The following is an 11,773-nucleotide window of genomic DNA, read 5'->3' as shown; positions in this document are numbered from 1 at the left end:
ATCGCCTAGCATAGCCAACTACGTACTAAGAAACATCATCCGACGTAAGCACAACAAATTTATGGCGTACTTTTATGTTTGTGGGCTTTAAAACGTCTCCTTCGCACTGAACATCGTCTCCATTTTTTTGAGTATTCGCACCGGTATAAAAAGTAACGGGCACATCGACATAATGGGTCATCTCATCAGTCGTGTCCACGCTATCGTCGCTCAAGAAAAGGATTTTGCTTTCCCCGGAAACCAGTTTAAATTCGATTTTCGCACAATGGCCCGATTCGTTCACCAAGGCATGGGGCCCGGTGTATGTATTAGATTTAGTGGCATCTGGCATATCGGCCTGCGCCGCCATGACATGGCTAGCCAAGAAAAGGCTGGCCGCAATGTTGATAGTAATTGTTCGGCTGTTGAAGCAAGGTGGATACGATTTACGTCGAGCCATGAGAGAGCCTTCACTGTAAAAAATGTTGCGGGTTGATGGAACTATGGTCCTGAATATTCCACATTGCTCGGTCATAGCGAAAACATCGGACAAAAAAACGAACGGCGATCGCGGGGTTCGTTAATTTAACAAGATGAAATGTGACCCCGGAATCTGGACAGTCGGCTATATGGAGTCATGTGGAATCGAATCGCTAGATTCTGGGTATATGGTTCCTGATATGGCTTGCCTTTGCAAGGCGTTTCCACGTCGTAAGTGCAACGCTTTGTATTGGATTGAAGTCACGGTTTGCTGAGCCATATCCCCCGAATCACGGACGATTGCATAGATGAGACACGCTATCTACTTTTCGGGCCAGGTGCCGTGATGCGAGAGTTGAGACGGATAAGCCCCACATACTGTTACATGTGCATTAAAGGGCACTGCTTTTGGGGGGCGTCTCGTTGTTCAACTGAGGCAGCGCAGTTCCACTCCCCACTGTCAGTAAACCGGCCTTGGTGTAGATCGCCAGCTTGTCCCGCGTATCCACGATGTCCAGGTTGCGCATCGTCAGCTGGCCGATGCGATCGGCCGGCGAGAACGGGGCGTCTTCCACCTTTTCCATCGACAGGCGCTCGGGCTTGTAGGTCAGGTGGGACGAAACGGTGTTCAGGATCGAATAGTCGTTGCCGCGGCGCAGTTCGACCGTCACCTCGCCGGTGACGGCGCGGGCCACCCAGCGCTGGGCGGTTTCACGCAGCATGATGGCCTGGGGGTCGAACCAGCGGCCCTGGTAGAGCAGGCGGCCGAGCTTGCGGCCGTTTTCGCGGTACTGCTCGATCGTGTCCTCGTTGTGGATGCCGGTGACCAGCCGCTCGTAGGCGATGAACAGCAGCGCCAAACCGGGGGCCTCGTAGATGCCGCGGCTCTTGGCCTCGATGATGCGGTTCTCGATCTGGTCGCTCATGCCCAGGCCGTGGCGGCCGCCGATGCGGTTGGCCTCCAGGATCAGCTCGGCCAGGTCGGGGTATTCCTGGCCGTTGAGGGCGACCGGGCGGCCTTCCTCGAAGCGCACGGTGACTTCCTCGCGAGCGACGGAGACTTCGTCCTTCCAGAAGGCCACGCCCATGATCGGGTTGACGATCTTCATGCCGGTGGAGAGGTGCTCCAGGTCCTTCGCCTCGTGCGTCGCGCCCAGCATGTTGCTGTCGGTGCTGTATGCCTTCTCGGCGCTCATCTTGTAGCCGAAGCCGGCCTTGGTCATGAACGCCGACATCTCGGCGCGGCCGCCCAGCTCGTCGATGAAGACCTGGTCGAGCCAGGGCTTGTAGATCTTGAGCGCGGGGTTGGTCAGCAGGCCGTAGCGGTAGAAGCGCTCGATGTCGTTGCCCTTGAAGGTGCTGCCGTCTCCCCAGATGTGGACGTCGTCTTCCTTCATGGCGGCCACCAGCATGGTGCCGGTCACCGCGCGACCGAGCGGCGTGGTGTTGAAGTAGGTCACGCCGGCGGTCGAGATGTGGAAGGCGCCGGCTTGCAGGGCGGCGAGGCCTTCGGTCGCCAGCTGTTGGCGGCAGTCGATCAGGCGGGCCAGCTCGGCGCCGTACTCCTTCGCCTTGCGCGGGATTTCGTCGTAGTCGGGCTCGTCGGGCTGGCCCAGGTTTGCGGTGTAGGCGTAGGGCAGGGCGCCCTTGTTCTTCATCCAGTGCAGTGCGGCGCTGGTGTCGAGTCCGCCGGAGAAGGCGATGCCGACCTTCTGGCCGGCGGGCACGTGTTGGAGGATGGTGGACATGGCGTGTTGGTGTTTCTTGGGCGGTCGGTAAAAAAAGGGGGGGGGGCTGGCGCCGTAGCCGTACGTTTGTACGGTGAGGACCCCAGGTGCGCGATCGGCCCGCGCAAGAGGCGCAGGGCGCCCTTTTTTCAACCGAAGTGGCAGATGTAGTGGTAGGGCTCGGTCACGCGGATGTCGAAGCTGGAGTTGCCCGGCACGCCGAACGTTTCGCCGGGGCCGGAACGCTTCCAGTCGCTGGTGCCGGCCAGCCGGTACTCGCAGCTGCCGGCCACGCATTCCATGGTCTCGGGCGCGCCGGTGTTGAAGGTCAGCGCGGCCGGCAGGACCACGCCCACCGATTTCCGGGTGCCGTCGGCCAGGGTGATGCCGTGGCTGACGCATTTGCCGTCGAAGTAGACGCTGGCCTGGGTGCTGACGGAGACGCCGTCGAAGGTTTTGGTGGTCATGAGGGGCTGCTGCTTTCCGCAAGAGTGGCCGCGAGGAACGAACCGCTGATTTTAGGCGTGTCGCCGGCGCCACTTCGCGCTTCCGCATGCAGCTGCATCCGATCGCGAAACGACCGCGTAATGAATGCATCGGCCACAATTGCAGGATGCCTGCAAAACACCCCGACCAAATCCTGATCGACCTTATGCAGCGCATCTCCGCCCACGACAACGACGCAGCCGCTGCGCTGCGCGAGCTGTACGACGCCACCTCGTCGCGCCTCTACGGCGTGGCCCTTCGGGTGACCGGCAACAGGAACTGGGCCGAAGATGTGCTGCAGGAGGCTTTCCTCAACATCTGGCGCATCGCCGGCGACTACCGTGTCAGCCTGAGCCCGCCGATGGCGTGGATGGGCGTTATCGTGCGCAGCCGCGCGCTCGATTTTCTGCGGCGGCGCACCAGCGAACGGGCCGACCATGGCTTGGAGCTCGACGACTACATCCAGGACACGGTAGCCGGCGACGGCGCCGACCCCGCCGACGCGGCGGAACTGAGCGAGCAGGCCTTCGCCCTGGGGCAGTGCCTTTCGCGCCTCGAGGCCAAGCAGCGCGAGGTGGTCAGCCTGGCCTATATGCGCGACCTGAGCCACGGCGAGCTGTCCACGCAATTGAAGTTACCCCTGGGCACCGTCAAGACCTGGATCCGCCGGGGCTTGGAGCAACTGCGCCAGTGCATGGCGAGGCACGCATGAACCTTCGCAACAACCCCGATCTTCTCGACCAATTGGCCGCCAGCCACGCGCTGGGTACCCTGCGCGGCGGCGCGCGCCGCCGTTTCGAGACGATGGCCCGCGAGAACGCCCACATCCGGGCTCGTGCCCTGGTATGGCAGGAATGCTTCGGCTCGATGACCGAGCTGCTGCCGCCCGACCGTCCGAGCGCCAACGTCTGGAAACGGATCGAGATCCAGCTGAACGCGGTTCGACAGCAGGCCGTCGCGGCCACCAGTTCGATCTCGTCCGCATTGGTCGAGCAGCTGCGCCGGGCGCTGAGCCTGTGGCGTGGTGCCGCGATGGCCGGCGGTCTTGCCGCGGCGGCGGCGGTGCTGGTCGCGGTGCGGCTCGACGGGCAGGTGGAGCAGCAGAGCACCGCGCTGGCGCAGGCCCGCACCCAGGAAGCGACGCTCACCGCGCAACTGCAGCAGACGTCCACCCAGCTGCAGCAGACCTCGGTGCAACTGCAGAACTCTTCCCACCTGGAATACGTGGCGGTGCTTCAGGACGAAGCGTCGGCCGCTTCGGTCCTGGTCACCTTCGACCCGGTCAAGCGTCAGCTGACGATGAAGCGTGTCGGCGGCTACCATGAGGCTTCCGACAAGTCGCTGCAACTGTGGGCGCTGCCTCCCTCGGGCGGGCCGCAGTCACTCGGCGTGATGGGCCCCGATCGGATGATGCAGGTCAGCGCCGCCGCCGGCCAAGTGGCCGACGTGCCGGCGCTCGCGATCAGTTTGGAGCCCAAGGGCGGCGTGCCGGCCGGCAGCGGACCGACCGGGCCGATCCTGTTCAAGGGACCCTTGCTGAAGACTACGCTCTAAGTGTTGCTATCGATTCGATAGCTGGAAGTCGGTGATCGGCGCCGGCTATGGCAACGATCGGCATAAAAAAGAGCCCTGGGCTCCCTTTTGGTTCACGGGGCGACGGCCGGCGCTCAGCGCCAGCCCCGTCCATAACCGCGGCTGTAGCCCAGATTGAGCGACATGCCGATCGGCGCCACGTAGGCGGGTGCATAGGTCGGTGCCGCGTAGTAGCTGGGGGCGTACACCACCGGAGGCGAGGCGATGACCGTCGTGGGCGTGCTGTAGTACGAGGGCACCACGACGCCGGGCTCGGTATAGGCCGGGGCGGGATTCTGGTAGGCGGGTTGCTGGGTGCCGTAGCTCGCTCCGCCGTTGCCGTCGTAGCCGTTGCCCTGGACGGCCCCCACCTGCACCGGCACCCACTGGCCCGGATCGCTGGCCATGCGGGTGTTGTAGCGGCGGCCGGCATATTCGTAGGCGACGTCGTAGCCGACGGTGCGGTTCTCGTACGAGGTCTGGGTCGAGCAGTTCTGCACGTTCTGCACCTGGGTGGCACCGGGGCCTTCGATGTTGTTGCCCAGCACCGCACCGCCCACCAGGCCCAGCGCCGTGGCCGCCGCCCGTCCGCCGCCATGGCCGATCGCGTTGCCGAGCACCCCGCCGGCCACCGCTCCCATCACCGCGCCCGCGCCGGTGCGGGGCGCCTGGGTCACGACTTGTTGGGTGCCGCAGTACTGTTGCGGCACCGCCACCTGCTGGACCACCGGCGTGACCGAAAGCACGCGCCCCATCTCGCCGGAGCCACCGTTTTGCGCGGCGACGCCACCGGCGGCCAGGGCCAGCATGGTGAAAGCCGATACCGTTTTCATGAGGAATCCTTCATCGAAGCGCGCCTGCGCTCCTTCGGAGATTGGAGTTTAGAGACCCGGGCCGGTTCCGTGCCGCTGGACCGGTGACGCTCTGTAAATGTTCGTCGCCGGCCCCCGGTTGACGGCGCGCAGGTAAAGCCCCCGTAGATCAGCCGATCCGTGCCTGCCAGTCCTGCGCGTCGAAACCCGCGGTGACGCCGCCGTCGGGCCATTCGACCACCGGGCGCTTGATGACGCTGGCATGCGACAGCATCAGGCTGCGCGCACCGACCTCGGTGCCGGCGGCGGCCTGGACGGCCGGGTCCAGGCCGCGCCACGTGGCGCCGCGGCGGTTCAGCAGCAGTTCGTCGCCCACGGCGACGCGCCAGCGGTCGAGTGCCGCCTCGGGCACGCCGTCCTTCTTGAAATCGTGGAAGCGGTAGGCGACGCCGTGGTCGGCCAGCCAGGCGCGCGCCTTTTTCACCGTGTCGCAGTTCGGGATGCCGTAGAGCAGGGTCATGCCCCCGATTGTCGCCAGGTCGGGTGGTGCCTGCGCGTAGACCCGGTTCCCGGTGGGCGACAATCCCGCTCCCATGCACACACTGTCCGACTGGCTCGTCCACTGCGAGCGCCTGCACCCCATCGGGATCGAAATGGGGCTCGACCGCGTGCGCGAAGTGGCCCGTCGCCTGGATCTGCGCTTCGACTGCCCTGTCGTCACCGTCGCGGGCACCAACGGCAAGGGCTCGACCTGCGCTATGTTCGAGGCGATCGCGCTGCAGGCCGGCTGGAAGACGGGCCTCTACACCTCGCCCCACCTGGTGCATTTCGAGGAGCGCTGCCGGGTGCGCGGCGAGATCGTGTCGGCCGACGCGCTGCTGCCGCATTTCGCGGCGGTGGAGCGGTCCCGCACTCAGGGGGGCGGAGCTCAGGGCGGATTGCAGGCAGAGGTGTCGCTCACCTATTTCGAGTTCACCACCCTGGTCATCCTGCGGCTGCTGTCGCAGGCGGGCCTCGATGTGGTGGTGCTGGAGGTGGGCCTGGGCGGCCGGCTGGACGCCACCAATATCGTCGATGCCGACTGCGCCATCATCACCAGCATCGACATCGACCACGCCGGCTTCCTGGGCAACACCCGGGAGCTGATCGGCTTCGAGAAGGCCGGCATCCTGCGGCCCGGCCGGCCGGCGGTCATCAGCGACCCGGCGCCGCCCGCCAGCGTGCTGCGCCATGCCGAGGCGATCGGTGCCGACGTCTGGCGCACCGGGACGGATTTCAATATTTCCGGCGACAAGCAGCAGTGGGGCTGGGCGGGCCGCGGTCGGCGCTACAGCGGGCTGGCCTACCCGGCCCTTCGCGGCGCCAACCAGCTGGTCAATGCCGCCGGTGTGCTGGCCGCCTTCGAGGCGCTACGGGACCGGCTGCCGGTCACCGCCCAGGCGGTGCGCACCGGCCTGGCGCTGGTCGAGCTGCCCGGCCGCTTCCAGATCGTGCCGGGCCAACCCACCCTGGTGCTGGACGTGGCCCACAACCCGCACTCGGTCGCGGCCCTGGCCGAGAACCTCGACGAGATGGGCTTCTTTCCGACGACGCACGCCGTCTTCGGTGCCATGGCCGACAAAGACCTGGGGCCGATGCTGGCCCGCATTTCTTCTCTGGTGGATCGCTGGTACTTCACCGACCTGCCGATCTCCCGCGCCGAGACCGCCACCCACCTCTGCGGCAAGTGGAACGCCCTGCAGATGGTGGCCGGCGGACGGCGCAACGTTCCCGCACAGGCCTTCCCCGGACCCCGTGCGGCGCTAGACGCGGCGGTGGCCGCCGCGGACCCGGCTGATAGAATCGTGGTCTTTGGCTCGTTCCATACCGTGGGTGGCGTGCTGCAGGACGGCGTACCGCGCCTGCACGCCAAGCACCTCGGCTAGTTCTTCGCACCTCATGGCTTTTTTCAAGTTCCGCTGGCCAGGCCGCAAAGGGCAGGACGACACCAAGGCGCCGCGGTCGCGCCGGATGCCGCAGGCCGAGAGCGCGGCCGTGCTTCGCCGGCGTGCCCGCCACCGGCTGATCGGCGCCACGGTGCTGGTCGCGCTAGGCGTGATCGGCTTCCCGATGCTGTTCGACACGCAGCCCCGGCCGATCCCGGTCGACATCCAGATCTCCATCCCCGACCGCAACAAGACGCCGGCACTTGTGCTTCCGGAGAACCGCGCAGCTGCCGAGGCCGCCAAGAAACAGCCCGCGCCCGCTTCGGCCGCCGGGCTGGACGAAGGCGAAGAGATCGTCTCTTCGGCACCGGTGAATGCTACGGCCGGAACGCAGCCTGCGGCCAAGCCCGCCGATACCCCGGTGGTCGAGACGCGCAAGGAACCACCCCCGCCGAAGGTGGAGACGCCGCGTGTGGCCGCCGCCCCGCCCAAGCGCGAAGCCAAGCCCGAAACCAAGCCCGAGGCGCGCCATGCGCCCGCGGCCGTGGCCCGTGCCGACGATGCGGCCCGCGCCCGGGCGCTGCTGGAAGGTCGCACCGTGCCGCCGGCCGCTGCCGTGGCCGACAACAGCCCTGCCGCCGCTGCGTCCGATGCCGGCTCCGCCCGCTTCGTCGTGCAGGTCGGCGCCTTCGGCGACACCGCCAAGGCCCAGGAGGCGCGCGCCAAGCTGGCCCGCAGCGGGCTCAAGACCTATGTGCAGTCGGTCGACACCAAGGAGGGCAAGCGCCACCGGGTGCGCGTGGGTCCGTTCGCGAACCGGGCCGAGGCCGACCAAGCGGCGGCGCGCATCCGCGGGCTCGATCTGCCCGCGAGCATCCTCGCGCTGTGAGTTCGCCGCGCGATGGCTGCGGTCGATTGGATTTTCGCGGCGCTCCTGTTCGCGTCGCTCCTGCTGGGGCTTTGGCGGGGGCTGGCGTTCGAGGTGCTGTCTCTGCTCGGCTGGGTGGTGGCGTTCTTCTGCGCCCAATGGTGGGCGCCGGCGGTGGCCGACGGATTGCCTTTCGGCGTTCCGGGCGATTCGGCCCGGTATGCGGCGGGCTTCGTGATCGTCTTTATCGGCGCGGCTTTTGCATGCGGACTGGTGGCCTCGCTGATGCGCAAGCTGATCGTCACCGTGGGCCTCGGCCCGGTGGACCGCAGTCTGGGCGCGGTATTCGGTGTGGTACGGGCCGGCGTCCTGCTGCTGGCCGCCACGGTGGTGATAGAGACGACCGGTCTCAAGGGCATGCCCTGGTGGCAGGCGTCGCAGAGCGCGCCGCTGCTGCGCGCGGGGCTGGCAGCGCTGGCACCGGTGCTGCCGGACGCGTTGGTTCGTTTTCTCCCTCGATAAGGTTGGTGCTCCCATGTGTGGAATCGTTGGCGTAGTCAGCAAGACGCCCGTCAATCAGCTCATCTACGACGCACTGCTGCTGCTGCAGCACCGCGGGCAGGATGCCGCCGGCATCGTGACCCAGCTGGAACGCAAGTTTTTCATGCACAAGGCCAAGGGCATGGTGCGCGACGTGTTCCGCACCCGCAACATGCGCGGCCTGCCGGGCAACATCGGCCTGGGCCAGGTCCGCTATCCCACCGCCGGTAACGCCTACAGCGAGGAAGAGGCCCAGCCCTTCTACGTCAACGCGCCCTTCGGCATCGTGCTGGTGCACAACGGCAACCTGACCAACGCGGCCGAGCTGCGCAGCGAGCTGTTCCTCACCGACCACCGCCACACCAATACCGACAGCGACTCCGAAGTGCTGCTCAACGTGTTCGCCCACGAACTAGAGCGCTCGACCCGCGGCGTGCCGCTGAAGGCCGAAGAGGTTTTCGCCGCGGTGCGCCATGTGCACCAGCGGGTGAAAGGCTCCTACGCGGTGGTCGCGCTGATCGCCGGCCACGGCCTGCTGGCGTTCCGCGATCCGTTCGGCATCCGGCCGCTGTGCATCGGCCGCAGCCCCGACGGCACCGTCATGGTGGCCAGCGAATCGGTCGCGCTCGAAGGCTCGGGCTATGTGTTCGAGCGCAACGTGGAGCCGGGCGAAGCGATCTTCGTCGACACCGACGGCACGCTGCATGCGCAGCAGTGCGCGGCCCAGTCGGCGCTCTATCCGTGCATCTTCGAGTTCGTGTACCTGGCGCGGCCCGATTCGGTGCTGGACGACATCTCGGTCTACCAGGCCCGCCTGAATCTGGGCGAGGCGCTGGCCAAGCGGGTGGTGTCCACCGTGCCTCCGAGCGAGATCGACGTGGTGATCCCGATCCCCGAATCGAGCCGCCCGAGCGCCACCCAGCTCGCGCACCTGCTCGGCATCCCGTACCGCGAAGGCTTCGTCAAGAACCGGTATGTCGGCCGCACCTTCATCATGCCGGGCCAGGGCGTGCGCAAGAAATCGGTGCGCCAGAAGCTCAACGTGATAGGCAGCGAATTCAAGGGCCGCAACGTGCTGCTGGTGGACGATTCGATCGTGCGCGGCACCACCAGCCGCGAGATCGTGCAGATGGCGCGCGACGCCGGCGCCAACAAAGTCTATCTGGCGAGCGCCGCGCCGCCGGTGCGCTACCCGAACGTCTACGGCATCGACATGCCCACCAGCACCGAGCTGGTCGCGGCGGGCCGCACCGTCGAGGAAGTGCGTCAGCTGATCGGCTGCGACGCGCTGATCTACCAGGACGTCGAGGGCATGAAGAAGGCGATCGGCTCGCTCAACCCCGAACTGAGCGGCTTCGATGCATCGTGCTTCGACGGAATCTACGTCACCGGCGACATCAACCCCGACGACATAACGCGGATCAACGAGGCGCGGATCGGCCAGGAAGAGCCCTTCACCGACGAGGACACCTCGCGCCTCGCACTGCCCAACGCCCAACCCGCCTGAGGCCGGCACCCGTTCCACGATGACCCAACGCACCCGCACCCGCTTCGCTCCGTCGCCCACCGGCTTCATCCACCTGGGCAACATCCGCTCGGCCCTGTACCCGTGGGCCTTCGCCCGTTCCACCGGCGGCGAATTCATCCTGCGGATCGAAGACACCGACGTCGAGCGTTCCACCCAGGCGTCGGTCGACGTGATCCTGGAAGGCATGGCCTGGCTGGGCCTGGACCACGACGAGGGCCCGTTCTACCAAATGGAGCGGATGGAGCGGTACATGGCGGTGCTGGCCGAATTGCAGGCAGCGGGCCACGTCTACCCCTGCTACACCTCGGTGGCCGAGCTCGACGCGTTGCGCGAGAAGCAGATGGCCGCCAAGGAAAAGCCGCGCTACGATGGCACCTGGCGCCCCGCGCCCGGCAAGACCCTGCCGGCCGTTCCCGAAGGCGTGCGGCCGGTGCTGCGCTTCAAGAACCCGCAGGAGGGTGTCGTGGCCTGGGACGACAAGGTCAAGGGCCGGATCGAGATCTCCAACCTGGAACTGGACGACCTGGTGATCGCCCGGCCCGACGGCACGCCCACCTATAACTTCTGCGTGGTGGTCGACGACATCGACATGGCGATCACCCACGTGATCCGCGGCGACGACCACGTCAACAACACGCCGCGCCAGATCAACATCTTCGAAGCCCTCGGCAAGACGCCGCCGGTGTATGCCCACCTGCCCACCGTCCTGAACGAGCAGGGCGAGAAGATGAGCAAGCGCAACGGCGCCAAGCCGGTGACGCAGTATCGCGACGAGGGCTACCTGCCCGAGGCGATGGTCAACTACCTGGCCCGCCTGGGCTGGAGCCACGGCGACGACGAGATCTTCAGCCGCGCGCGGTTCCTGGAGTGGTTCGACCTGGACCATCTTGGCCGCAGCGCCGCCCAGTTCGACGAAGCCAAGCTGCGCTGGGTGAACGCCCAGCATTTGAAGGCGATGGCCGACGAAGCACTCGCGCCCCTGGTCGCCGACCGGCTCCGCCGCATTGGCGTGGAAACCGACGACCGGCTGCCGCGCATCTGCGGCTTGGTGAAAGACCGTTGCGACACGACCGTCGCCCTGGCCGAGTGGGCTGCGCGCTTCTACAAGGACGTTGCGGCATCGGACGAGGAGCGCAACCAGCACCTCACCGCCGCAGCGCTGCCCGCCGTCGACACGCTGGCCGACAAGCTCGCCACCTGCGAATGGACCAGGGCCGCGATCGCCGCGTCGATCAAGGAAACGCTGGCTGCGCACGGCATCAAGATGCCCCAGCTGGCGATGCCGGTGCGGGTGCTGGCGATGGGCACGGCGCACACGCCGTCGGTCGATGCGGTCCTCGAATTGCTCGATCGGCAAATTTTGTTGGAGCGTTTGCGAAAGCGCTGAGAACCTGTATATAATTCAAGGCTCAGAAGTTGACAACAAGCAATGCGCGAAACGCAAAGCAGGTTCAAGACAGATGGGGGTATAGCTCAGCTGGGAGAGCGCTTGCATGGCATGCAAGAGGTCATCGGTTCGATCCCGTTTACCTCCACCATTTCTGTTCGGAAGTTCCAAGGTTTTGACCCTATCGTCTAGAGGCCTAGGACATCACCCTTTCACGGTGAGTACCGGGGTTCGAATCCCCGTAGGGTCGCCAAGTTCGTAGCGCTTGGTTCCCGCAGTTCGCTGCGGGCGCGGAAGCTGCCTACCAGGAGTGGTAGTTCAGTTGGTTAGAATACCGGCCTGTCACGCCGGGGGTCGCGGGTTCGAGTCCCGTCCACTCCGCCATTAAAAGAAAAGCCTTGCAGGTCAACGACTTGCAGGGCTTTTCCCATTGTGCTTGGTAGCAAACTCGGTAGCATCAATGCTCAGT

The 11,773-nt window shown here is 65.9% G+C and carries 12 protein-coding genes and 3 tRNA genes; 10 read left to right on the top strand and 5 right to left on the bottom strand.

The window, feature by feature from the left end; all coding sequences use genetic code 11:
• Positions 1-25: 25 nt before the first annotated feature.
• From DFQ15_RS17075 to ppnP, 3 genes are all read right to left on the bottom strand, one after another.
• Positions 26-439, bottom strand: a complete 414-nt coding sequence (locus DFQ15_RS17075) for a hypothetical protein (RefSeq protein ID WP_146228687.1) — start codon at positions 437-439, stop codon at positions 26-28.
• Between the two features lie 412 nt (positions 440-851).
• The gene (gene argG, locus DFQ15_RS08210; protein WP_110465517.1) at positions 852-2,207 is read right to left on the bottom strand and encodes an argininosuccinate synthase; all 1,356 of its coding nucleotides are present in this window, start codon (positions 2,205-2,207) and stop codon (positions 852-854) included.
• Between the two features lie 128 nt (positions 2,208-2,335).
• Positions 2,336-2,653, bottom strand: a complete 318-nt coding sequence (gene ppnP, locus DFQ15_RS08205; protein ID WP_110465516.1) for a pyrimidine/purine nucleoside phosphorylase — start codon at positions 2,651-2,653, stop codon at positions 2,336-2,338.
• Between the two features lie 146 nt (positions 2,654-2,799).
• Here ppnP and DFQ15_RS08200 point away from each other — a divergent pair, with 146 nt between their 5' ends.
• Together DFQ15_RS08200 and DFQ15_RS08195 are read left to right on the top strand one after the other, a co-directional pair.
• Complete coding sequence (locus DFQ15_RS08200) at positions 2,800-3,384, top strand: RNA polymerase sigma factor (protein WP_110465515.1); 585 nt, start codon at positions 2,800-2,802, stop codon at positions 3,382-3,384.
• Positions 3,381-4,226 (top strand): anti-sigma factor, encoded by an 846-nt coding sequence (locus tag DFQ15_RS08195; RefSeq protein ID WP_110465585.1) that lies wholly within the window; start codon positions 3,381-3,383, stop codon positions 4,224-4,226. Before DFQ15_RS08200 ends, DFQ15_RS08195 begins: the two co-directional genes overlap by 4 nt.
• Before the next feature lie 113 nt (positions 4,227-4,339).
• On the opposite strand, the gene DFQ15_RS08190 is transcribed toward DFQ15_RS08195, so the two are convergent.
• On the bottom strand, positions 4,340-5,077 hold the full coding sequence (locus DFQ15_RS08190; RefSeq protein ID WP_110465514.1) for a glycine zipper 2TM domain-containing protein: 738 nt from the start codon (positions 5,075-5,077) through the stop codon (positions 4,340-4,342).
• A gap of 148 nt (positions 5,078-5,225) precedes the next feature.
• A complete protein-coding gene (locus DFQ15_RS08185) occupies positions 5,226-5,576 on the bottom strand; it encodes an arsenate reductase (RefSeq protein ID WP_110465513.1) in 351 nt (116 codons plus the stop codon).
• 73 nt (positions 5,577-5,649) lie between these two features.
• Between DFQ15_RS08185 and folC the strand changes: the two genes are divergently transcribed.
• The 8 genes from folC to DFQ15_RS08145 all read left to right on the top strand — a co-directional run bounded on the left by folC (position 5,650) and on the right by DFQ15_RS08145 (position 11,688).
• On the top strand, positions 5,650-6,981 hold the full coding sequence (gene folC / locus DFQ15_RS08180; protein ID WP_110465512.1) for a bifunctional tetrahydrofolate synthase/dihydrofolate synthase: 1,332 nt from the start codon (positions 5,650-5,652) through the stop codon (positions 6,979-6,981).
• A 13-nt stretch (positions 6,982-6,994) separates the two neighbouring features.
• On the top strand, positions 6,995-7,870 hold the full coding sequence (locus DFQ15_RS08175; RefSeq protein WP_110465511.1) for an SPOR domain-containing protein: 876 nt from the start codon (positions 6,995-6,997) through the stop codon (positions 7,868-7,870).
• Between the two features lie 12 nt (positions 7,871-7,882).
• Positions 7,883-8,371, top strand: a complete 489-nt coding sequence (locus DFQ15_RS08170) for a CvpA family protein (protein ID WP_110465510.1) — start codon at positions 7,883-7,885, stop codon at positions 8,369-8,371.
• Between the two features lie 13 nt (positions 8,372-8,384).
• Positions 8,385-9,896: an amidophosphoribosyltransferase gene (purF, locus tag DFQ15_RS08165; RefSeq protein WP_110465509.1), complete on the top strand. Its 1,512-nt coding sequence runs from the start codon at positions 8,385-8,387 to the stop codon at positions 9,894-9,896.
• A 19-nt stretch (positions 9,897-9,915) separates the two neighbouring features.
• Positions 9,916-11,304, top strand: coding sequence for a glutamate--tRNA ligase (gene gltX / locus DFQ15_RS08160; protein ID WP_110465508.1), 1,389 nt, complete (start codon positions 9,916-9,918; stop codon positions 11,302-11,304).
• Between the two features lie 75 nt (positions 11,305-11,379).
• Positions 11,380-11,455, top strand: a tRNA-Ala gene (locus tag DFQ15_RS08155).
• Between the two features lie 26 nt (positions 11,456-11,481).
• Positions 11,482-11,557 (top strand) — tRNA-Glu (locus tag DFQ15_RS08150).
• Positions 11,558-11,611: 54 nt separating this feature from the next.
• Positions 11,612-11,688: transfer RNA gene (locus tag DFQ15_RS08145), tRNA-Asp, on the top strand.
• Positions 11,689-11,773: the final 85 nt, after the last annotated feature.

It is taken from the genome of Xylophilus ampelinus, assembly GCF_003217575.1.
Classification (GTDB): domain Bacteria; phylum Pseudomonadota; class Gammaproteobacteria; order Burkholderiales; family Burkholderiaceae_C; genus Xylophilus; species Xylophilus ampelinus.
The sequence above is the reverse complement of the archived record's forward strand: the minus strand, read 5'-3'. Positions and strand labels throughout refer to the sequence as shown.